We start from the raw sequence: 21,310 nt of genomic DNA on the forward strand, positions 1-21,310 counted from the left end.
GCCGGGGCCGACGGTGCCAGCACGCAGGGGCCGGCCGAACTGGCCGCCTGCGCGCAGGCGTACACGGAACTCGGCGCCGCCTGGGACGCGGCCCGCGTCCGGGCCGAGCTGCGGACCCACCAACCCGTCGAGGAGCGACGCCCACGAGGCCGCCCCTCGTACGGGGACCAGCTCTCCCCACGTGAGCGTGAGGTCGGTGAACTGGCGGCGGCCGGGCTCACCAACCGGGAGATCGCCGCCATCCTGCACCTGTCGCACCGGACGGTCGAGCAGCACATCGCCCGCGCCATGCAGAAGGCCGGTACGGCCTCCCGTACCGCCTTGGTCGGGCCCTGAGCCCCCGGACCTGCGGCGAAGACTGCCGGGCCGGGGGTGAATAAATTGAGTGGGGCGGCCGAACGTCCGGAATAAGTTGCGTGTACGTGCGGAGGACGGCCCGGATAGGTCCGCCGGGGCCCGGGACCTAGATTCCTGCCACCAGCCCGTCGGCGGTACAGGCACACCGCTCTGCGGAACACCGTCGACCACGTCCTGACCTGTACACACGAGGGACCGATACCGGCTCCATTGTCATGCGCAGGTCAGCAGAATCTGTTGGAAAGGCCCCCCATGAACGGTTTCAAACCGGTGCGCATATCCCTGCTGGCGGTGACGACCGGCGCTCTCATCGCCTCAGGCGTCACCGTCTCGGCCGCAGCCCCCGCATCTGCCCCCGCCCCGCGGAGCACCGCCGTCGAGGCCGACGGCCTCGCCGACGCGCCCGTGGAACGCCTGATCGTCGGCTACAAGTCCCGTGCGGCCGAGGCGAAGTCCAACAACGCCGCCTCCAAGGACGCGAAGGCCAAGGGCAAGAAGGCCGGCGAGTCGCTCGACTTCGACCGCCGCCTCGGCACCGGCGCCGCCCTGGTCGACCTCGGCGGCGAACTGAACGAGGACTCCCTCAACGAGGTCGTCGACACCTTCCGTGCGGACTCCGACGTCGCCTACGCCGTCCCGGACCGCCGCATGTACGCGATGGCCGACCCGAACGACTCCTACTACGACCGCCAGTGGGACCTGTTCGAGTCGACCGCCGGGATGAGGGTCCCCGGCGCCTGGGACAAGGCGACCGGTGAGGGCGTCAAGGTCGCCGTCATCGACACCGGCTACGTCGCCCACTCCGACCTGGCCGCGAACACGATCGCGGGCTACGACTTCATCTCCGACCCGTGGATGGCCCAGGACGGCGGCGGCCGTGACAGCAACCCGGCCGACCCCGGGGACTGGATGAACCGCGGCGAGTGCGGCACGGACCGCAACGGCCAGCCCGTTCCGCCCCGCGACACCAACAACTCCTGGCACGGCACGCACGTCGCCGGGACCATCGCCGCCGCCACGGGCAACGGCAAGGGCATCGCCGGCATCGCCCACGACGCGACCGTCCAGCCCGTCCGGGTGCTCGGCAAGTGCGGCGGCACGACCGCGGACATCATCGACGCCATCACCTGGGCCTCCGGCGGTTCCGTCTCGGGCGTGCCGTCCAACCCGAACCCGGCCGACGTCATCAACATGAGCCTCGGCGGTCCCGGCGCCTGCGACGCGGGCACCCAGAGCGCCGTCAACGGCGCCGTGAACCGCGGCACCACCGTCGTCGTCGCGGCCGGCAACGACAACCTCAACGCGGCCAACTTCAACCCGGCCAGTTGCAGCAACGTCATCACCGTCGCCGCCTCCGACCGTGAGGGCAACCGGGCCGCCTACTCCAACTACGGCAGCACCATCGAGGTGACCGCGCCCGGCGGTGAGACGACGTCGGGTTCCGCCAACGGCATCTGGTCCACGCTGAACACCGGCACCCGCAGCGTCGGCAGCGAGACCTACAGCGCCTACCAGGGCACCAGCATGGCCGCCCCGCACATCGCCGGCCTCGCCGCCCTGATGTACGAGGCCAAGAGCGGGATCACCCCCGGCCAGATCTCCACCGCGATCCGCGAGAACGCCCGTACCCTGCCCGGCTACTGCTCCGGCGGCTGCGGAGCCGGACTGGCCGACGCGTCCAAGACGATCGCCGCGATCACCGGCGGCACCGACCCGGGCCCGGACCCCGACCCGGGTGAGGGCGTGTTCACCAACTCCGACAACGTCAACATCCCGGACAACGGCGGCTGGGTCGCGTCGGACATCAACGTCACCGGACGGTCCGGCAACGGCCCGGCCCAGCTGAAGGTCCCCGTCGACATCAAGCACACCTTCCGGGGTGACCTGGTCGTCGTCCTCGAAGCGCCGGACGGCACCGACTTCACCCTGAAGAACCTGAGCCAGACCGACAGCGCCGACAACATCACGCAGACGTTCACCGTGAACGCCTCCGGCGTCGCGGCCAACGGCACCTGGCAGCTGTGGGTACGCGACACCTACCCCAACGACACCGGCTACATCGACTCCTGGGGCCTGACCTTCTGAGATCCCCCACAGGGCCTGCGCACCTGACCGCGTAGCGACCCAGGAGGCCGCAGCCCACCCGGGCTGCGGCCTCCGCCCGTTCTTCCCGCGCGCGATGGGCAGATGGCAGGGGGGTGACCGTCTCCCACGCCGACCGCGGGCAGCGGAGGAGTCCGCCGGTTCCGCGTCAGTGCCCTTACCGGCTGGTCAGGAGGTGCCGAACCCTCCGCCCCGGACGCGCGCGACGAAGGAGGAGAATGTGTCGGCGGGGAAAGCCAGTACCGGGCCGTTCGCGTCCTTGGAGTCACGGACCGGGACGATGCCGCGCGAGGCGGCGAGGTTGACGGCGACCTCAACGCAGGCGCCGCCGTTCGAGCTGTACGAGGACTTGAACCATCGGGGGACTTCGGCCATCACGGGGTGCCCCTTCGTCATTGTTCGAGCACGGCCACGGATGCTGCCCGGCCATTGTGAGCAGGTAAAGCGGGAGAGTTGAACGGGCGCCGCTCCTGCATGGCGCACGAACAGCCCGGAGCGTCCCGTTCGGCTCGTCAACCGGAACCGGGACGGGGTTCTCGTCATACCGGGACCAGTTCGGGTCGGACGGTCTCGCGTGCGCGCTCCCACAGGGTTTGCGCGTCATGGTTCCGGACGTGGGGACGAATGAGGTTGAACATGTCCGTCATCCGTTTGTCGATCCGCCCGGAGTTCACCAAGGGGTAATCGTCCAATGCGAGCCCCCATGACTGGCACGCGGCTTCAAGATGCCCCACCGCCAGTTGCCGCTCGGCGCGGATCGCCCGTTCCTTGACGCGCGTACGCCGATAGATGCTGTGCCGAAGCCGATCCGCTTCCTGCATGGCAGCAACAGCTCCGTGGACATCTCCCATTTCGAACCGCACCTGGCTGGTGTGGTAGTTGAGGGACGCGGGGTCATAGGAGCCGAACACCTTCCCGCGAGACTCTGCCTTGTCCATGGCGACTTCGGCTTCCTGCAAGTACATGAGCGCAGAGCGTCGGTCACCGACCTGTGCGGCTGCATGTGCCTGCTGGCCGGAGAGGAAGGCACGCATCCGCGGACCGGCCTGCGGGGAGGAAGCCGCCGCAGCATTCGCGAGCCGCACAGCGATCGGTCCTTGCTGAAGGTCCACCGCTTGCACGCTCATGCCCCGGAGCGTCGTGCAGTACGTCAGGTGATCTTCCGACGCCCCCGCAAGCTCCAGGGCCTTCACGTAGTAGCGCTGTGCGAGCCCGTGCAACCCCTCGTCCACAGCCATGTACCCGGTGAGGTAGCAGAGATCAGAAGCCGCGGACATCATCGCTTTGCGCACGTCCTCCGGGCCGTCCATCCGTAGGAACGGGGCAACGGTGTTCACCAGGAAGGCTGCGGCAAGCGGGCGGGCGGTCCGACCTCCGAACTGGTCGTCCATCGACGAGAGCTGTTCCGTCATGGCTGAGACCGTGCGCACATCAGACGAGCCGAGGCGGGTTCGAGCACCCTTCTGCACGGCTTCCATGCGGCCCACCACGTCCGGCCAATCGGGGATTGTCAGCGCGACGGAGAACAGGCCAACGCTGAGCACGCTACGGCGGGAAGGGTCCATGTCCATCCTCCCAAGATCGATGATCCCGTCAACCGTGGTGCGCGGCGCCACCTCCCGGAGGCAGGACGCCCCCACCGTGCTCAGCAGGGAGGGGCACTGGATCGGGTCGGTCAGACGGTGCCGAAGTCTCCGGTCCGGAGGCCCGCCACGAACGACGAGAACCCATCGACCGGGAACGCCAGCACCGGACCGCCCGGGACCTTGGAGTCGCGGACAGGAACGACGCCGCGCGTGACGGCAAAGTTGGCGGCGACCTCAACGCAGTTGCCGCCGTTCGAGCTGTACGAGGACTTGAACCAACGAGGGGATTCGGTCGTCACGGGGTGCCCCTTCGCAACCGGTTGATCTTGGCCACGGACGCTGCCTGCAGGCAGGGATTCGCCCTGTAGTTGATGGTAGACCGTGAGCTTGGGCATCACCCCGCGAAGTTCCAGGATCGGCCACCACGGCGCCCACCAGCTCCGCCCCGCACGTTGTGGCGAAAGGTGCGCGGGTATCAGTACGGGAGGCCCCTGCGGGCGTACCGTTGCAGAGAGCGGAAGGGGCCGACGATGACGACAGAACTGGCGAAGAACGTCAAGAAGCACCGTCGCCGCAACGGGTGGAGTCAGGAACGCCTAGCGGAAGAAGCCGGAGTAGCGATCCAGACCGTTCGGAAGATCGAGCAGGGGGGCGACGTCCGCACGGACACCCTGCACATGGTTGCGCGTGGCCTACAGGTGACCACGGCCGAACTGTTCGTTGCGGACTCGCCAGCCCCCGTGGTCGGGGACGAAGCGTCACACCGCAACCTGGTCGAACTCCGCAAGGCCCTGATGCCTCCCGTAGGGCTGGAAGCGCCGGTGATCCTGGCTGGGGAGACCGGGGACGTTGCTGATCTGCATCAGCGCATTGAAGACGTACATGCGCTGTACTGGGCCGACCGGTACGACTCCGTAGCGCGGCAACTCCCTGCACTGCTGAAGGCGACCGAAGCCGCCGCCGCAAACGCCGAGGGTGACCAGGACAAGCAAGAAGCAGCCAAGGTGCGTACGTACTCACTGCTGCTCGCTGGGAAGTACCTCACTCAGGTGAGGCAGTACGACTTGGCTTACCACGCCCTCGCGGAGTCCATCCGACTCGCGCGGGAGACAGGGCAGCAGCTGACCGCTGGGACGGGCATCGTCGGCATGTGCTGGTTGTTGCTGCGGCAAGACAGGTTCGATGAGAGCGAAGTGCTCGCCCTACAGACCGCCGAAGCGATGGAACCACGGATGTCGTCGGCGAAGCCTTCTGAGCTCGCTGTATGGGGTGAGCTGTGGCTACGGGTCGCTTCCGCGACGGTGCGCAACAACAGGCCCGACGACGCCGCGATCGCTCGACGTATGGCGGGCACGGCTGCGAGCGCACTGGCTCAGGAGCGCAACAGCTTTCCGCATCACTGGGGTGGGTTCGGGCCTATCACCGCCGAGATGAAAGCCGTTGAAGACCTCGCGCTTGACGGAGATGCGCGCGGAGTGCTCCGACGGGCGGACGAAGGGGTGCTGGGAGGAAAGGCGCTGAAGACTCTGGGGAAGCCGACCGCACCGAACTGGGGCCGCCACCGACTTGACGTGGCACAGGCTCACGTGTCGTTGGGATCTCACCAGGACGCCATGGCCGAGCTGTGGGGACTCCGCGAGAGCAACGGTGCATGGCTCCGTCACCAGCCGCTGGCCCGGTACGTCATGACCGACGTCCTCAAGTCCCGCAAGCGGACTCTCACAGCGGAGATGCGCGATATGGCTTCCTACCTGGGGGTTTTCTGAGACCTGCTGCGTTTCGCAGTAGTTAGTTGACTACCCAGCGCGAACTACTGCGTTTCTTCAGTGGTTTGAGTGACCGTCACGCCCTTACGTTCATGGTCTATTCCCCTACCCCGAAACCACGGGAGCCCAGGCCATGGACCGTACCCCCGCCGAGCGGCAACGGCGCCGCAACTTGTACGACGCATCTGCGGGAGAGTGGTCTGCCGCAAGCGCCGCCCACCACGGGCCGACCACACCGACGCCGAGCGCCCCGCGGGAGCCTGGAGCGTCGAAATGAACGCGGCCCCCGCTGTGGGCGCTCTGGTTGTTGACACTGCACGGGACCAGCTCGGCGAATTCCGCGGCGAGCGGTACGGACAGTGGTCGCTGAGGCCCATGGGCGGTGGGAAGGAATGGCCCGCCAATCCGGACGACGTGCAGCCCGCGACGGCCGCGCAGCGCCTGCGTGCCGGTATCGCGCGTGCCAACGCCCGGAGCCGGGGTGAGCTGCTGTGACCACCGCGACCCGTCGGGTGTTCCGGTTCGTCAACTGGACCCTTCGGCCCGACCAGGACGACGACGCTCCGCCGCTGACGCACCGGTTCCGCTGTCTGTCCCTCAAGGACGACGACACGGAGTGCGGTGCGGAGTCGGACACGCACACGGACCCGCTCGACGCTCAGGCGTGGACGTTCGAGCACCTGCGGGGCAACCCCGAGCACACCAGCTACGCCGAGGTGATCGAACGGCCGTGGGTGATGTGGCGAGCACGCTCGTCATGAACGGTACGACGGAACCGGCTGACTACCGGTGCGAGGTGCGCGCCGAGGGACTCGTGTACGGCACGGGTGAGACCGTGCCGTACGTCCTGGGCACCTTCCGGACGATTTCGCCGGTCCTCGCCCTGCGGTGGCTGCGCGCCGAGGCGCTGCGTATCGCCGACCGGCTCGACCCGGACCCGCAGCACTCCGCATGGGTGCGGCCGTTCATGCGCCTGCCGTCCGTGCCCCTTCCCGACTGCCCCACCGGACTCCGAGTGTGGGCCGCCGACCAGGGCGGGCAACGAGAGGCGCGGCGGCACATCAGGTCCGGTCGGCTGTTGTCCGCCACGTTCTCGGACGCGGACTGCACGTACACCCTGTCCGTCCTGCCGGTCCTGCTGCCCACCGACAAGCCCCCCTCGCCGTCACCCGAGCCGGCACCCCGCCGCCGCTTCGGCTACTGGCCGCGCTCCCCGTAGCCGACCGACCGATCCCGTAGGCCCCACCGATCGTCAACGAAGGGAACAACCGCTGTGACCACGCTTCTTGAACTGCCCTCCGTCCCCCCGCCCCTCGGCGTGACTTCGCTGGAGTTGGAGATCACCGGCAGGTGTCAGCTCACGTGCACGCACTGCCTGTCCGAGTCCGGACCGCAGGCGACGCACGGCACCATGACGCCTGCGGACTGGCGCGGGTTGATCACTGACGCGGCGGCGCTCGGCGTCCGGTCGGTCCAGCTGATCGGGGGTGAGCCGACCGTCCACCCGCATTGGCGGGAGTTCGCAGAGCTGGCACTCTCGCTCGGGATGGGCGTGGAGGTCTACAGCAACCTCTTCCACGTCGCCCCCGGCTGGTGGGATCTGCTCACCCGCGACGGCGTGACCCTTGCGACGAGCTACTACAGCAACGACCCCGAGGAACACGACAGGATCACCGGGCGCGCGGGCAGTTACAGCCGGACCCGGCAGCACATCCGGGAAGCCGTCAACAGGGGCGCGACCGTGCGCGCCGGGCTCGTGGAGGTCCTACCGGGGCAGCACGTGGCCGAAGCCCGCGCCGAGTTGGAGGCCATGGGCGTCACCCGCGTCACGATCGACCGGGCGCGGGCCGTCGGTCGCGCCGCCCTTCCGGAGCAAACCCCGACGCTGGACGAGATGTGCGGCCGGTGCACCCGTGGACGTGCCGCCGTCCTCCCGAACGGGGATCTCGCCGGCTGCGTGCTCTCGCGTGATTTCCCGGCGGGCAACGTACGGGAAACCCGCCTCGGCGAACTGCTCGGTGGGAAGGCATGGGCTGATCTCGCCGCGCAGATCCCGCCACGCCTCGTCGGCGCGGACTGCAACCCGAATCTGGACGGCGGCGACTGCTCACCCGCTGAGACCGAAGCATGCGGTCCCTCGTACTGAAAGGAGTGGCGCATGACCGCAAACTGGGAGAAACACGCCGAACGGCTTGCCGGGCAAGTCACCGACCCGGATTCACGGTGGCTTGCCCCCGTTGCGCAGGTGGCTCGCCACGAGCTGGTCCCTCGGTGGTGGGAAGCAGACGACTCGGGCCGCTGGGTGCTGCGTGATGGCCCGAGCTGTCCGGATGCCTGGGCGGAAGCCGCCTACGCGGACAGGTCCCTCGTTACCCGAGTGGGGCCGTTGCACGCCGACCACGCCGATCCGGGAGACCAACCCGACGGACTTCCGACCTCGTCCGCCACGCTGCCGAGCCTGGTCGTGCGGATGCTGCGGCTCGGGCGACTCGGTGAGGGTCTGTCGCTGCTGGACTTGGGCACCGGAGCCGGCGGGCTGACCGCATACGCCTGTCACCGGCTCGGGGACCACGACGTGACCAGTCTCGACGTGGACCCCTACCTGGTCGGCGTGGCGGGGGGACGGCTCGCGGCCATGGGCTACCACCCGCACATGGTCACGGCGGACGCCACCGATCATGTGCCCGGCTCGTACGACCGCATCGTGTCCACGGTGGCACTACCCGGTGGCCCGGGGCTCCGAGCTGTGCTTGGTGCGCTGAGACCTGGCGGACGGATCGTCACCACTCTTGCCCGTACGTCCATGATCGTGACCGGGTGGAAGGACCGAAACGGGGACGTGGTGGGGCGGGTGGAACGGGAGTGGGCGGGGTTCATGCGCACCCGGTCCGGCAACGACTACCCGCCTGCCCTCGCCGAGGTGTTCGCCGTCGCCCGCGAGGAAACCGGGGCCGATACCAGCACCGGCCGCTACCCCGTGGTGGACGTGGCGAACGCGTGGGAACTGCGATCCATGCTGGAAGTGACCACACCTGGCGTAGAGCACGCATTTGTCACGCACGGGCGGACCCGCACCGCCTACATGTTCCACCCGGACGGGTCCTGGGCGCGGGCGTCCGCCGTGTGGACCGACCCGCCGGAGGTGCACCAGAGCGGCCCGCAACGGCTGTGGGATGCCCTTGAACGCATCCGCAACCGGCTGAACACCGAAGGCGCGCTGCCGCTGTACGGCGCACATGTGCGCATCACCCCCGACGGCGTGGTGCACCTGTCACGCGGTGCGTGGCACGCGTCCCTGGGCGAGCGGTGACACCTGCCCGAGCGCACGCGCTCCGGTCCCATCTCCCGCCCCGCACGTCATCCGCCGGGGCGCCGCGCCCTCACGAAGCGGTGAGAGGTCGCCGCCTTCGTCCCATCCGCGTGCCACCTGCCCCCGTGGCACAGGGGGCGCCTCCCCGCTCCCCATCCGAGGAACTCCCCATGCGTCAGTGCACTGCCACCGCCGAGGTCACGGCCCTGGACCTGCTCGTTGCGATCCTCGCCGGACAAGGAAGCGTCTCTTCCGCCGAGCTGCCCGGAGCGTCGGAGCCCCTTCGCTGCGAACTCGGGCTCTGGCACGAGGGCGACCACGCCGACCACGTGTGGGACTGGGGGCATCAGCCGACACACGCCCTGTGGGCGCGCTGGAACGTGGACGGGTCCGTACGGTTCGCGTCCCTGCCCTGGTGCGGGACCAACTGCCCGTCGGACGAGGTCTGCACGCTCTACCGGGACCACGCCCGCGACCACTCGTGGAACGTCCACGACCCCGCGACCGAAGCGCTGCGCCGAAAGGTCCTCGCCGAGAACGCGGGATGGCTCGACCGGCTCACCAGGAAGCCGCACTGACCACCCTGGCTCCGCAGAACCCTGCGGAGTACCACAACCGAACGCCCCGACGGACCGCTTAGGACCGGTCCGCCGGGGCTCCACCGAACAGCTTTCGAGGAGCTGAACGACTTATGCGTGATGTTATCGCCCGTGCCCTGGTGTGGGTCCTGCGAATGGCGCTGCCCGCCCGTGGACGCCACGGCGCCACCCCCGCCACCGTGCCCGCCCCGAGCCCCGAGCCCGCCCCCACCGATTCGTGGTCCACGCCCACGCCGAGGTCCAGGACCGCACCGAAGTCCAGGACCGCGCCGAGGTCCGGCCCCACGCCGTGGCTCACGCCGACCCCCGCACACGTCCGGGCGCTGCGCGCCCCGCTGCGGGGAGAGGACGTGGTGCTCGTCCGGCCCTACGTGCTCGCGGACACCGCAAGGGAGTTGGGCGTCGTCCAGGAGCGGCGGCGGGCCGCCGAACTCGCCACCCTGGGCGTCGACTACCCCTACACCTACCCCGGAGCCCCGTTCACCCGCTCCGCCTTCGCCACCGCCGGGGTGCCCGCGTGAACGTCGAAGGACTGGTCAACCCGCTCCCCACCGTGCACGCCGCCCGCTGCGTCACCTGCCGCAAGCTCACCAACGCACCCATCCCCGTCCGGTGGATTCCCAGCGCCAGCGGCCCCGGAACCACCCTCCACGCCTGCCCCCTCCACGCGCCGGGCCTGACGCCCGGCCCCACCCCCGGAGAACTGGACCAGATCGCATAGCCCCCACGGACAGCCGACGCGACCTGCGGCCGGGGCACCCAGCGACTCGGGCGCCCCGGTACCGGGCGTCGTCAGCAACGCAGGCAGTATCACCACGGCCGACCACATCGGCATCGTCCAACTGATTCTGATTCAGGCACCGAAGCGCCAAGTGGCCCGCAAACGGCCCAAGGCCAGCACATTGGGTCGCCTCTGTCGACGCTGCCCGCGCACATGCAACGATGTCGCCCCCTCCGAACGGAAGCCACGCCAATGAGCCGTCGCGCGATACCCGACCTGGCCTGGTGGCGCGGGGACCCCGAGCGATGGGAGCTTCTGGAGTTCGACGGGCAGCACACTGAGGACGGGCTGCCCGTGGACGCCCGCTGGGAGGACAGGCAGCAGGTTCTCGAAGCCCTGATCCGCGACCCTTGCCAGGAAGACGGGAACTTCGCGCGGTTCCTACTGCTTCAGGAGACACGGTGGCATGGGCACTCCTGGGGATTCAGCCACAGCATCGAACTCGCCGCCCTGCTGATCGCCGAAGAACGCCGCCTCGATGACGTCTGGCTCCTCTGGGAAGCCGTCTGCCGGAGCTTCGACACCTGGTGCGGCCTTCCCCACCACCTGCTGCTCACCGCCGGAGTGTCCATCACCACGGAGTACGTCAAAGACTCCGACCATCCCCAGCGGGAGAACCTTTTGGAGCACCTCGGGAAGATCTCCCAGGTCACGGACGAGGAGGTCGCCCAGACACTGAGCCAGCGGCGCCGCTACTACAGCGAGGTCCTGGACGAACTGAGCGGGGAGTGAGACGGCGTGGAGGTCACCGCGTAGTGGATACGGACATCGTGGTCCGAGGGGTCTCGGTGAGGTGAGAGTGCCGCGCGCAGGAACGCCGCCCCGATGGGGTCTCCTTTGGCGCACGTGGTGCGCATACGCGAGGAGGACGGTTTCCAGCCTCATGACGCTCTGGGCTCCCTAGCCCGGCCCTAGTTGTAGGAGTGCTGGCTCGCCCGGGCGCCGCCCAGGTTCTCAATGCCCACCGTCGCCGACGCGCCCTGGCTCCGCAGGTTCTCCCCGCCCACACCGTCGCCGTAGCCGATCTGGACGCGACCGTCCCCGACGAGCGTGAGGTTCAGCGCGACCGCGCTGAACCTCACCAGCACTTCCCCCGCCAGCCGAACTGGTTGCACAGGGTCCGCTTGGTCACGCCCGACTGCTCGGCGATCAGGTCCACGCCCACCGCCGTGATGCCGCGGTCGTAGAACAGTTGCTCGGCGGCCGCCAGGATGCGGCGGCCCGGAGGTTCTCGAGCCGGTGAACGTGGTAGTTCCCGTACCGCACGTCGACCTCGCACGAACGCTCGTCCGGACGTCCCGGACGGACCTCGGGGCGTGGCCCCGGTCGGCGGCCGGCCGCCGACCGTGGCGACGGGGCTAGCGGAAGGCGTCGATGTTGCGGGCGACCCAGCCGGCGAAGGTGTGCGGGGGGCGGCCGAGGGCGAGCTCGGTGTCCGACGAGGGGGTGCGCTCCTCCAGCGTGGGCGTGCCCAGTGCGTCGAGGGTCTTCTCGACGACCGCCGGCGGCCAGATCTGCGACAGCTGCGCAAATGCCTCCTCACGGGTCTGTTCGATGAACTCGACCTGCTCGCCGAGCGCGTTCGCGATCACGGCGGTCTGCTCACGCGGCGTCAGAGCCTCGGGTCCGTTCAGCGTGTAGTACCGCCCAAGGTGGGTGTCCGCACGCAGGGCCGCCACGGCCACTGCGGCGATGTCGGCCGGGTCGATTGGCGGGAGCGCCACGTCGGCGAACGGTGACCGGACCGTCCTGCTGCTACGGATCGCCTCGGACCACAGGAGCGCGTTGGAGGCGAACCCGCCCGGTCGCAGCACTGTCCACCCGGGAAACGCCTCCGTCACGGTCTGCTCCAGACCCTTCAGGAACGGGTCGTCGTCCCGGGTCTGGGCCCGCTGGGAGGACAGGAGCACGATGCGCTCGATCCCGGCGGCGCGGGCGGTCTTGACGATCTCGGCGACCGGCAGCGCCGGGTCCGGGACCATGAGGAACAGGCGGTCCGCACCCTGGAACGCGGGCTCCAGGCTGCGCGGGTCGGCAAGGTCTCCGGTGACGTGGCGAACACCCTGCGGGAGCTCGACGGCGTGGCGGGAGACGGCAGTGACCGACTCTCCGGCCGCCGCGAGCGTCTCGACGAGCGGGCGGCCGATATTGCCGGTGGATCCGGTGACAACGATCATGGGGGTTCCTCTCGGTTTCAGGTACGCACCGACCCTAAGAATTCGGCTTACTTCTGGAAAGCACCTACCTTGAGGTAAGGTCCGCACATGAGCATCGGAATTCAGGCACCGGAATCGGACGCCACCGGGGGACGTGACGTATTCCACACTGAATGCCCCGCTCGCGAGGTGCTCGACCATGTCACGAGCCGCTGGGGCGTATGGGTGCTGATCCGGCTGGCCGATGGACCGCTCCGGTTCTCCGAACTGCGCGACCGCATCGAGGGCGTCAGCGAGAAGATGGTGTCGCAGACCCTGCGGAACCTGGCGCAGGACGGTCTGGTCTGGCGCAAGGTCGAACCCACCACGCCGCCCAAGGTCACCTACGGCCTGACAGCGTTCGGCAAGGGCCTGGGCGGCCAGCTCGCCACCATGCTCGACTGGATCCAGAACCACGCTGACCGCCCCGACGCCGAACCTGAGCAGGAGCTCGCGGGCGCCCAGCGGTAGCCCACGCGGGCCGTCGCGGTCAGGGGCCGATCGGATCCGGGACGCTGCCACCGGGCGCGGGCAGCCGGATGACGATGCTCGTGCCCTCGCCAGGCGCGGACTCGGCAGTCACCTGGCCGCCGTGGGCACGGACGATGCTGTCGACGATCGCCAGCCCCAGGCCCGATCCCCCGTGCGCGCGGCTGCGGCTCGCCTCCGCCCGCCAAAAGCGGTCGAAGACCCTGGGAACGTCTTCCGGCGCGATGCCCGGCCCGTCGTCCGCGACGCGGATCACCACGTCCCCGTCCTGCCGACGCACGTCCACCGTGACCCGGCTTCCCGGCGGGGTGTGCTGGACGGCATTGCCGACCACGTTGCGCAGCACCTCCCCCGGTCGCGTGCCCGTGCCGCCCGTCCGGAGCAGTCCGAGGGGCACGTTCGGGCCGGTCACCCCACGATGAGGGGAATGTTCCGCCACGCTCTCCGGGGAGACCACTGTGACCTTCAGCCATGAGCAGGTGCGCCGCTGCACAGTCGCCGTCGATCTGGGGGCCGCCCGCAGTCGGATCTACCTGAAGCAGGGCGGCCTGGTGGTCGACGAGCCGTCGATCGTCGCCGTGAACCTGCGGTCCGGGGCGCTCATCGCCGTCGGTGCGCCCGCCGAGCGCATGGCCGGCCGCACCCCCGCCCACATCCGCGTGGTGCGGCCGATCGCGAACGGCACGGTGATCGACACCCACATGGCACAGCGCATGCTGCGGGCGCTGGTCGGCGAGAAGGTCCACCGGGCATGGCGGCGCAATCCGAGACTGCGGGCGGTGGCGTGCGTGCCCCACGACGCGGACCCGCTGGCCCGGCAGGCGGTGGCGGAGACGATGGGCGGTCTGGGCGCCCGCCGGGTCGAGCTGGTGGACGCGCTGCTCGCGGCGGGCGTCGGCTGCGAACTGCCCGTGGAGCGGCCCGAGGCGACGATGGTGATGCTGTGCGGCGCCACGTCGACCGAGGTGGCGGTGATGTCGCTGGGATCCATCGTGGCCGCCGCGAGGGTGCCGGTGGGCGGCGAGACGATCGACCAGGCGATCGTGCAGCACCTGCGAAGCCGCCACGAGTTGACGCTGCCGACGCTGTCGATCCGGGCACTGCACCGGGACGTGGCCGCGATCGGACTGTCCGGCTCGGTCAGCACCGTCGTGCACGGCCGGGACGTGGCGACCGGGCTGGCCCGCACCGTGCAGGTGGACCCGCAGGAGGTGCGGGACGTGATGCAGGCACCGGTGACGAGCCTGGTGGACGCGATCCGCAACGTGCTGCACCGATGCCCGCCCGACCTGGTCGCCGACCTGGCCGACCGCGGCATCATGCTGGCCGGCGGCAGCGCCCTGCTGCCCGGCCTGGACGAGCGGTTGCGGCAGGCGACGACGATGCCGGTCCAGGTCGCCCCGGATCCGGCCGTCGCCTCGATCAACGGCCTCGCCGCCCTCATCGAGGGCCGCGTCGCCCCCCGCCACCTGGACCGGCTGGCCCGCTGACCCCCGGACCGTCCCGCAGGCGTCCGCCGTCCGGCTCCCGGGGCGGCGGGCACCCGCGTGCGTAGGGGCCCAGGTGCGTAGGTGCCCGGGTGCGTAGGTGCCCGCGTCGCGGGCGGTCGGGCTGGGCGGCGTAGTGGGCGTCCGCGTCCCATGCGTCACCTATGCCCGCCTTGCCCGCAGAGGAGTGACCGGGAACAGCTTCGCTCCGGCCCGGTCCGGCGCGGGCGCTCGGCAGCGGTGCTGGAGGTGGCCGCGGGTGCCGCCAACTCCTCGCCAGAGTTCAGGACTTCACGACGTGACCGTCTCCGCTGAGGCTGGTCGCGCTCTCATTCGGGCTTCGCGTTCAGGAGTTGTGGCCGTACCGGGTCTGTACGCAAGCCTTGACGGGTTCTCTTCAAAACGATTCACTCGCAGTGCTTCACAGGTACGGACCAGCTCCGCCCGGGTCGGATTCCACTGTCTCCGGTTCGGCGCGGGGCAGGTCCGCCGCACAGGTCACCCCCCACCGCGACCCCACCGCATTCAGAGGTGCCGCATGTCCCCACGACGTACCCGAAGCCGTCTGCGCTCGTCGGCTCTGCTTTCCTCCGTACTGGCCGCCGCCCTGTCGCTCACGCTGGCGGGCACCACACCCGCCGCCGGTGACACCGGCCCGGAGACCGCCCCCGCCGCCGCCCCGGAATCCGCCGGTCCCTCCGCCGCCGCGGTGACCTTCGAGGACAACTTCGACGGCCCGGCCGGCTCGGCCGTCGACGGCCGGAAGTGGCAGCTGGAGACCGGCGACAACGTCAACAACCACGAGCGCCAGTACTACACCTCGGGCAACAACAACGCCGCGCTCAACGGGCAGGGTCAGCTCGTCATCACCGCCAAGCGCGAGAACCCCAACAACTACCAGTGCTGGTACGGGCGTTGCGAGTACACCTCGGCCCGGCTGAACACCGCGGGCAAGTTCGCCGCCAAGTACGGGCACGTGGAGACCCGCATGAAGGTGCCCAGGGGGCAGGGCATGTGGCCCGCGTTCTGGATGCTCGGCGACGACTTCGGTGACGTCGGCTGGCCGGCCACCGGCGAGATCGACATCATGGAGAACGTCGGCTTCGAGCCCGGCACCGTGCACGGCACGCTGCACGGGCCCGGCTACTCCGGTGAGGGCGGCATCGGCGCCGGCTACACCCTGCCGAACGGGCAGGCGTTCGCCGACGGCTTCCACACCTTCGCCATCGACTGGTCGCCGGACCGGATCAGCTGGTCGGTGGACGGGCACGTCTACCAGACCCGCACCCCCGCCGACCTCGGCGGCCGGCAGTGGGTGTTCAACAAGGAGTTCTTCCTCATCATGAACCTCGCCGTCGGCGGCTACTGGCCGGGCGACCCGGACGGCAGCACGCAGTTCCCGCAGCAACTGGTCGTCGACCACGTGCGGGTGACCACCTCCGACAGCCCCGGCGCCACCGGGCAGATCAGCGGGCTCGCCGGCAAGTGCGTGGACGTCGCCGGGGCCAACACCGCCAACGGCACGCCGGTGCAGCTCTACGACTGCAACGGCACCGCCGCCCAGCAGTGGACCCGTGCCTCGGACGGCACGCTGCGCGCCCTCGGCAAGTGCCTCGACGCCACCGCCAACGGCACGGCGAACGGCACCACCATGCAACTGTGGGACTGCAACGGTCGGCCCAACCAGCAGTGGGCCGTCAGCGGCGCCCGGGACATCGTCAACCCGGCGGCCGACAAGTGCCTGGACGTCACGGGCAACAACTCGGCGAACGGCACCCGGCTGCAACTGTGGACCTGCACGGGAGCGGCCAACCAGAAGTGGAACACCCCCGGCTGACGGGCTGACGTCGAGACCGGCGCACCTGGTGAACGACCGACCCGCTGACCACCGGGCCGGCCGAACACCGGGTGCGCCGAGGTGTTTTTGGGCCACTCCTCGACGAGGTGGGTGCGTCGTAGTCCTGCCGCCCCGCCCGCGGCTGAGCCGGGCCATGCCGTGCCGTGCCGTGTCGTGCCGGAGTCCTGGGCCTTGATCCGGCCGGTGACGTAGCTGTTGGCCATCAGGAAGAGGGCCGAGGCGGCGGCTTCCTCGGTGGTGTCGAAGCGGCCGAGGGGAGCGGTCGATCCGGGTCGGCGACCGCGCGGCCTCTTCGGAGCGCCGCACGCGCGAGGTCGCCGAGCTCAGGGGTGTGATCGGCGTAGCCCCGCGACGAGGAGTCCGGCCATGCGGCGTGCGTCGTAGCGGGGATCGCTCTCCGCGCCGATGCAGAGGTTACCGACGCCGCGCATCAGCTGGTACGCGTCGATGTCGGGGCGGATCTCGCCGGCGCCGGCTGCGGCTTCGAGCAGTTCGGTGCAGACGGGGAGGAGGCGGTCGAGGAAGTAGGCGTGCAGCGCCTCGAAGTCGGCGTTGTCGGCCTGGAGCACGGCGGCGAGTCCGTGCTTGGTCACCAGGAAATCGACGAAGAGGTCGATCCACTGCCCCAGGGCCGGGTACGGGGAGCCGGTCGCCAGCAGGGTCGGACCGGCATCGGCGCAGGCGTCGACCTGGTGCCGGTAGACGCCGATGATCAGGTCGGCTCGCGTCGGGAAGTGGCGGTAGATCGTGCCCAGCCCGACGCCGGCCTTGGCCGCGATGTCGCGCACCGGCGCGTCCACACCTGACGTGACGAAGACCGTGGCGGCCGCATCGAGCAGGGCTTCCTTGTTACGTCGGGCGTCCTTCCGCCCGGACGGGGCCACCTGTCCTGCGCGCTCGTCGCCGTCGCTCACCGCACACTCCCTCCACTCGGCGCTTGCAAAAACGGAACGATGTTCCGTATCGTTCCGGAACGAGGTTCCGTTTTGCTCATGATGTCAGAGCAGGGCCCGGTAACCAAGCCATGCAACGCACCGCGCTTCACCCCTCATCAGGAGACACAGACATGCAGTACCGCACCTTGGGCCGCACCGGCGTGCAGGTCAGTACCCTCGCGCTCGGCGCGATGAACTTCGGAAAGATCGGGCGCACCACCCAGGACGAGGTCACCACCCTCGTCGACGCCGCCCTGGAAGCGGGGATCAACCTGATCGACACCGCCGACGTGTACAGCGGCGGCGAGTCGGAGGCGATGCTCGGCAAGGCCATCGCCGGGCGCCGCGACGACATCGTGCTGGCCACGAAGGCGACCATGCCGATGGGCGACGAGCGCAACCGCCAGGGCAGTTCGCGCCGCTGGCTGGTCACCGCGCTGGAGGACAGCCTGCGTCGGCTCGACGTCGACCACGTCGACCTCTACCAGATCCACCGGTGGGACCCGAACACCAGCGACGAGGAGACCCTGTCGGCGTTGACCGACCTGCAACGCGCGGGAAAGATCCGCTACTTCGGCTCCTCGACCTTCCCGGCCTACCGCATCGTGCAAGCCCAGTGGGCCGCCCGCGAACATCGCCTGAGCCGTTACGTCACCGAACAGCCCAGCTACTCGATCCTGCAACGCGGCATCGAGACCCACGTCCTGCCCGTGACCGAGCAGTACGGGCTCGGAGTGCTGGCTTGGAGCCCGCTGGCCTCGGGCTGGCTGTCGGGCGCGATCCGCGAGGGCCGTGAGATCACCACCAGCCGCTCGACCTTCATGCCGCAGCGCTTCGACACCACCATCCCCTCCAACCGGGCCAGGCTCGACGCCGTCGAGCAACTGGCCGAGGTCGCCGACGAGGCCGGCCTGACGATGATCCAGCTCGCACTCGGCTTCGTGACCGCTCACCCCGGCGTGACCAGCGCCCTCGTCGGCCCTCGCACGCTGGACCACCTGCACTCGCAGCTCGCCGCCGCAGACGTCACGCTCTCCGCCGACGTACTCGACGCGATCGACGGCATCGTCGCCCCCGGCACCGATCTCGCCGCACACGAGAAGAACGACACTCCGCCCGCGCTGCTCGACCCGTCACTGCGGCGACGCTGATCGTCCCGGCGGCAGCCTCCACATCCCCGTGTGCGACATCCCGAAGCCGCGGCGGTGGATGGCGGTAGCACACTCCGCTGAGGAAGCACGCCACGACAGGACCGGCAGCTGAGAGCGCGGCTCCGGGACAAGACCGGCCCCGGATCAGCCCCGGTCGCGTTCGCGGATGCGCTCGGCGATGACGGCGGCCTGTACGCGGCGCGCCACCCCGAGCTTGGAGAGGATCGCCGAGATGCGGTTCTTCACCGTCTTCTCGGCGAGGAACAGCCGCTCGGCGATCTGCCGGTTCGTCAGGCCGTCACCGATGAGCTCCAGGATCTCGCGCTCCCGGGGGGAGAGCCGGGCCAGCTCGGGCGGCGTGTCGCTCTTCTCCGGACCGCGCAGGCGGGCCATCACACGCGCGGTGGCGCCCGGGTCCAGCATGGACTGGCCGCTCGCGACCGTGCGGATCGCCGAGACCAGGTCCGAGCCCTTGATCTGCTTCAGCACGTAACCCGAGGCGCCGGCCATGATCGCGTCGAACAGCGCCTCGTCGTCGTCGAAGGAGGTCAGCATCAGGCAGGCCAGCTCGGGCATGCGGGCCCGCAGCTCACGGCACACCTCGATGCCCTCCTGGTCGCCCGTGTCACCGGCGCCGCCGAGACGCACGTCGAGCACCGCCACGTGCGGACGCAACGCCGGAGCCCGGACGAGGGCCTCGCGGGCCGTGCCGGCGTCACCGACCACCGAGAGGTCGGGCTCGCTGTCGAGCAGGTCGGAGAGTCCCCGGCGGACGACCTCGTGGTCGTCGAGCAGGAAGACCCTGATGGGCGTCACCGGAGCGGCATCGTTCATACGCCCCAGAATCACGCAGCGTGAGCCTCCGGTCAAAGGGGCCGAACGGCCCTGCCCGACCCCCTCGCCCGACCCGTGCTCCCCGTCGGCGTGGACGGGTCTGCGGTCCCGTGTCCGGCGCGGGTCAGTCGATCACCGGGCGGCGGGGTTCGCCGTGCAGGCGCATGTCGACGTCCACGACGCCCTCGACCGCCTTCGCCAGGCGGGCGGCGACCGGGATCATCATCGTGTCACCGATCTCGCCGTCCAGCGTGACCACACCGTCCTGGACCGAGACGGTGACGTCCCGCGTGGGGAAGAGCAGCTCGGCCACCTCGGACCTGACCTCCTCCGCGATCTCCTCGTCGTCGCGGAGGAACACCTTGAGCAGGTCGCTGCGGCTGACGATGCCTTCGAGCCGCCCCTCGCCGTCGGTGACGGGCAGCCGCTTGATGCGGTAGACCGCCATCGTGCGGGCGGCCAGGGACAGCGGCGCCGAGGCGTGCACGGTGACGGCGGGTGCCGTCATCAGCTCACCGGCGGTCACCCCGGACGCCTTCACCAGCTGCCGCATCACCCGCGTCTCCTCCATGCGGGACGGGGTGTGGTCGTGGAACTGCTCCTTGGCCAACAGGTCGGCCTCTGACACCACACCGACCACCACGCTGTCGCCCTCCAGGACGGGCAGGGCGCTGACCCCCCACTGCTCCAGGGTGCGCACGATGTCCTTGAACGGCGCTTCCCGGCCGACGCCGATGACCGTGCGGGTCATCACGTCGCCGACGGTGTGCGGGGTGTTGTCGGTACGCGGCAGGGCGACAGCGCCGGGAGTGGCGACCGCGCCGGGGTCGGTGTCCGTGAGCGGGCGGCCGGTGGTGGCCGGGACGGGTCCGGTGCTGGGCGGGTTGTCCTTCACGACGGGCTCCTCGGGGAGGCGTAGGGACCGTAGACGTCGAGCAGACGGCTGCGGGCGCGATGCAGCCGGTGGGCGATGACCTCGGCCACCGCGAGAGTGAGCGACTGACCCAGTTCGAGGTCCTCCCGGCACAGCCGGCGGACGGCCTCGGCGTCGTACTCGTGGGCCCGCACCGGGCTCACGGCCTCGGCGCCCAAATGCCAGGCATAGGGCTCGAACAGCCAAGACCAGCCGAGCAGTTCGCCGTGGCCCAGGTTCTCCACGACCATCGGACGGCGGCCGGGCACGTGCATGTCCAGTGCCACCGAGCCGGAGTGCAGGACCCAGAAGCGGTCCGCCCGGCGGCCCTCGTCGAAGAGCCGGGTGCCCGCCGCGAAGGTGACCTCGCGGCCCAGGCCGCGCAGTTCGTCGCGGTGTCCGGGCGGCAGGGCTCCGAAGAAGCCCTTCATGGTGCGCATGGCTGCCTCCTCCTCACTTCGGGCTCCTCACAGCTTCCTGATCCATTCCTCCGCGATGCCGTGCAGGGCGCGTTCGCTCGGCTGGAGGTGCGAGTCGTCCTCCTCGTAGCCGAGGTCCGCGACGACGGAGACCACGCCGTCCACCCGCTCGGTCAGCCGCTCCGCGACCCGGATCTCACTGCGTCGCGGAAGCGTGCCGGTCAGCGTGACCACACCGTTCCCGACGTCCACCCGCAGGTGCTGCGGGGGCAGCCACAGGGCGTGCACCAGTACCTCGTTGATGACCTCGCGGCGGATCTCCTCGTCGGACCGCAGGAACACGCCCAGCAGGTCGCGGCGGGTGACGATGCCGGCCAGCCGGCCCTCCTCGTCGATCACCGGCAACCGCTCCACGCCACGGGCGGCCATCAACCGTGCCGCGGCCACCACGCTCGCCCGCGGGCCGACCGTGATCGCCGGGGACGTCATCAGCTCCCCCGCGGTGCGGGCCCGCGACCTGGCCGCGG

26 protein-coding genes and 1 pseudogene are annotated in these 21,310 nt (G+C 70.0%); 15 read left to right on the forward strand and 12 right to left on the reverse strand.

The window, feature by feature from the left end; translation table 11 throughout:
- A partial coding sequence (locus ACYVE9_RS02725; RefSeq protein ID WP_461026066.1) for a response regulator transcription factor occupies positions 1-336 on the forward strand: 336 nt, incomplete at its 5' end.
- Positions 337-609: 273 nt separating this feature from the next.
- Positions 610-2,442, forward strand: a complete 1,833-nt coding sequence (locus tag ACYVE9_RS02730; RefSeq protein WP_461026067.1) for a S8 family peptidase — start codon at positions 610-612, stop codon at positions 2,440-2,442.
- A gap of 186 nt (positions 2,443-2,628) precedes the next feature.
- Here ACYVE9_RS02730 and ACYVE9_RS02735 read toward each other — a convergent pair whose 3' ends face one another.
- The 3 genes from ACYVE9_RS02735 to ACYVE9_RS02745 form a co-directional block, all read right to left on the reverse strand.
- Positions 2,629-2,835, reverse strand: a complete 207-nt coding sequence (locus ACYVE9_RS02735) for a DUF397 domain-containing protein (RefSeq protein WP_461026068.1) — start codon at positions 2,833-2,835, stop codon at positions 2,629-2,631.
- A gap of 164 nt (positions 2,836-2,999) precedes the next feature.
- Positions 3,000-4,076 (reverse strand): transcriptional regulator, encoded by a 1,077-nt coding sequence (locus ACYVE9_RS02740; RefSeq protein WP_461026069.1) that lies wholly within the window; start codon positions 4,074-4,076, stop codon positions 3,000-3,002.
- 59 nt (positions 4,077-4,135) lie between these two features.
- Positions 4,136-4,345, reverse strand: coding sequence for a DUF397 domain-containing protein (locus ACYVE9_RS02745; protein ID WP_461026070.1), 210 nt, complete (start codon positions 4,343-4,345; stop codon positions 4,136-4,138).
- Between the two features lie 231 nt (positions 4,346-4,576).
- On the opposite strand from ACYVE9_RS02745, the gene ACYVE9_RS02750 reads away from it, so the two are divergent.
- The 9 genes from ACYVE9_RS02750 to ACYVE9_RS02790 all read left to right on the forward strand — a co-directional run bounded on the left by ACYVE9_RS02750 (position 4,577) and on the right by ACYVE9_RS02790 (position 11,234).
- Positions 4,577-5,812 (forward strand): helix-turn-helix transcriptional regulator, encoded by a 1,236-nt coding sequence (locus ACYVE9_RS02750; protein WP_461026071.1) that lies wholly within the window; start codon positions 4,577-4,579, stop codon positions 5,810-5,812.
- A 491-nt stretch (positions 5,813-6,303) separates the two neighbouring features.
- Entirely contained in the window at positions 6,304-6,573 is a 270-nt protein-coding gene (locus tag ACYVE9_RS02755; RefSeq protein ID WP_461026072.1) for a DUF7848 domain-containing protein, read from the forward strand.
- Entirely contained in the window at positions 6,570-7,031 is a 462-nt protein-coding gene (locus tag ACYVE9_RS02760) for a hypothetical protein (protein ID WP_461026073.1), read from the forward strand. The genes ACYVE9_RS02755 and ACYVE9_RS02760 overlap by 4 nt, the downstream gene beginning before the upstream one ends.
- Positions 7,032-7,085: 54 nt before the next feature.
- A complete protein-coding gene (locus ACYVE9_RS02765; RefSeq protein WP_461026074.1) occupies positions 7,086-7,958 on the forward strand; it encodes a radical SAM protein in 873 nt (290 codons plus the stop codon).
- A gap of 12 nt (positions 7,959-7,970) precedes the next feature.
- The gene (locus tag ACYVE9_RS02770) at positions 7,971-9,122 is read left to right on the forward strand and encodes a methyltransferase domain-containing protein (protein ID WP_461026075.1); all 1,152 of its coding nucleotides are present in this window, start codon (positions 7,971-7,973) and stop codon (positions 9,120-9,122) included.
- 170 nt (positions 9,123-9,292) lie between these two features.
- A complete protein-coding gene (locus tag ACYVE9_RS02775) occupies positions 9,293-9,700 on the forward strand; it encodes a hypothetical protein (protein WP_461026076.1) in 408 nt (135 codons plus the stop codon).
- A gap of 113 nt (positions 9,701-9,813) precedes the next feature.
- Positions 9,814-10,242 carry a hypothetical protein gene (locus tag ACYVE9_RS02780; protein ID WP_461026077.1) on the forward strand — a complete coding sequence of 143 codons (429 nt, stop codon included), beginning with the start codon at positions 9,814-9,816 and terminating at the stop codon, positions 10,240-10,242.
- Entirely contained in the window at positions 10,239-10,442 is a 204-nt protein-coding gene (locus tag ACYVE9_RS02785; protein ID WP_461026078.1) for a hypothetical protein, read from the forward strand. Before ACYVE9_RS02780 ends, ACYVE9_RS02785 begins: the two co-directional genes overlap by 4 nt.
- Positions 10,443-10,694: 252 nt before the next feature.
- The gene (locus ACYVE9_RS02790) at positions 10,695-11,234 is read left to right on the forward strand and encodes a hypothetical protein (RefSeq protein WP_461026079.1); all 540 of its coding nucleotides are present in this window, start codon (positions 10,695-10,697) and stop codon (positions 11,232-11,234) included.
- Positions 11,235-11,413: 179 nt separating this feature from the next.
- Here the strand turns inward: ACYVE9_RS02790 and ACYVE9_RS02795 are convergent, their stop codons facing one another.
- From ACYVE9_RS02795 to ACYVE9_RS02805, 3 genes and pseudogenes are all read right to left on the reverse strand, one after another.
- A complete protein-coding gene (locus tag ACYVE9_RS02795; protein ID WP_461026080.1) occupies positions 11,414-11,584 on the reverse strand; it encodes a hypothetical protein in 171 nt (56 codons plus the stop codon).
- A 17-nt stretch (positions 11,585-11,601) separates the two neighbouring features.
- Positions 11,602-11,781: pseudogene (locus tag ACYVE9_RS02800) on the reverse strand (helix-turn-helix domain-containing protein); the annotation flags it as partial.
- A gap of 79 nt (positions 11,782-11,860) precedes the next feature.
- Positions 11,861-12,679: an SDR family oxidoreductase gene (locus tag ACYVE9_RS02805; RefSeq protein ID WP_461026081.1), complete on the reverse strand. Its 819-nt coding sequence runs from the start codon at positions 12,677-12,679 to the stop codon at positions 11,861-11,863.
- A gap of 87 nt (positions 12,680-12,766) precedes the next feature.
- Here ACYVE9_RS02805 and ACYVE9_RS02810 point away from each other — a divergent pair, with 87 nt between their 5' ends.
- Entirely contained in the window at positions 12,767-13,168 is a 402-nt protein-coding gene (locus ACYVE9_RS02810; protein WP_461026082.1) for a winged helix-turn-helix transcriptional regulator, read from the forward strand.
- 19 nt (positions 13,169-13,187) lie between these two features.
- Here ACYVE9_RS02810 and ACYVE9_RS02815 read toward each other — a convergent pair whose 3' ends face one another.
- Positions 13,188-13,679, reverse strand: a complete 492-nt coding sequence (locus tag ACYVE9_RS02815; RefSeq protein ID WP_461026083.1) for a sensor histidine kinase — start codon at positions 13,677-13,679, stop codon at positions 13,188-13,190.
- On the opposite strand from ACYVE9_RS02815, the gene ACYVE9_RS02820 reads away from it, so the two are divergent.
- Together ACYVE9_RS02820 and ACYVE9_RS02825 are read left to right on the forward strand one after the other, a co-directional pair.
- Positions 13,645-14,676 (forward strand): rod shape-determining protein, encoded by a 1,032-nt coding sequence (locus tag ACYVE9_RS02820; protein ID WP_461026084.1) that lies wholly within the window; start codon positions 13,645-13,647, stop codon positions 14,674-14,676. The two genes, ACYVE9_RS02815 and ACYVE9_RS02820, sit on opposite strands and share 35 nt — an antisense overlap.
- 535 nt (positions 14,677-15,211) lie before the next feature.
- Complete coding sequence (locus tag ACYVE9_RS02825) at positions 15,212-16,510, forward strand: RICIN domain-containing protein (RefSeq protein WP_461026085.1); 1,299 nt, start codon at positions 15,212-15,214, stop codon at positions 16,508-16,510.
- Positions 16,511-16,854: 344 nt separating this feature from the next.
- Here ACYVE9_RS02825 and ACYVE9_RS02830 read toward each other — a convergent pair whose 3' ends face one another.
- Complete coding sequence (locus ACYVE9_RS02830; RefSeq protein ID WP_461026086.1) at positions 16,855-17,445, reverse strand: TetR/AcrR family transcriptional regulator; 591 nt, start codon at positions 17,443-17,445, stop codon at positions 16,855-16,857.
- A gap of 152 nt (positions 17,446-17,597) precedes the next feature.
- Between ACYVE9_RS02830 and ACYVE9_RS02835 the strand changes: the two genes are divergently transcribed.
- On the forward strand, positions 17,598-18,617 hold the full coding sequence (locus tag ACYVE9_RS02835) for an aldo/keto reductase (RefSeq protein WP_461026087.1): 1,020 nt from the start codon (positions 17,598-17,600) through the stop codon (positions 18,615-18,617).
- Positions 18,618-18,761: 144 nt separating this feature from the next.
- Here the strand turns inward: ACYVE9_RS02835 and ACYVE9_RS02840 are convergent, their stop codons facing one another.
- The 4 genes from ACYVE9_RS02840 to ACYVE9_RS02855 form a co-directional block, all read right to left on the reverse strand.
- A complete protein-coding gene (locus ACYVE9_RS02840) occupies positions 18,762-19,451 on the reverse strand; it encodes a response regulator (RefSeq protein WP_461026088.1) in 690 nt (229 codons plus the stop codon).
- Between the two features lie 124 nt (positions 19,452-19,575).
- The gene (locus ACYVE9_RS02845; RefSeq protein ID WP_461026090.1) at positions 19,576-20,202 is read right to left on the reverse strand and encodes a CBS domain-containing protein; all 627 of its coding nucleotides are present in this window, start codon (positions 20,200-20,202) and stop codon (positions 19,576-19,578) included.
- Between the two features lie 140 nt (positions 20,203-20,342).
- Positions 20,343-20,795 (reverse strand): Crp/Fnr family transcriptional regulator, encoded by a 453-nt coding sequence (locus ACYVE9_RS02850; RefSeq protein WP_461026091.1) that lies wholly within the window; start codon positions 20,793-20,795, stop codon positions 20,343-20,345.
- Between the two features lie 36 nt (positions 20,796-20,831).
- Positions 20,832-21,310, reverse strand: a 479-nt coding sequence (locus ACYVE9_RS02855) for a BON domain-containing protein (protein ID WP_461026089.1), incomplete at its 5' end; no start/stop codon positions are given.

The organism is Streptomyces sparsus (genome assembly GCF_054776295.1).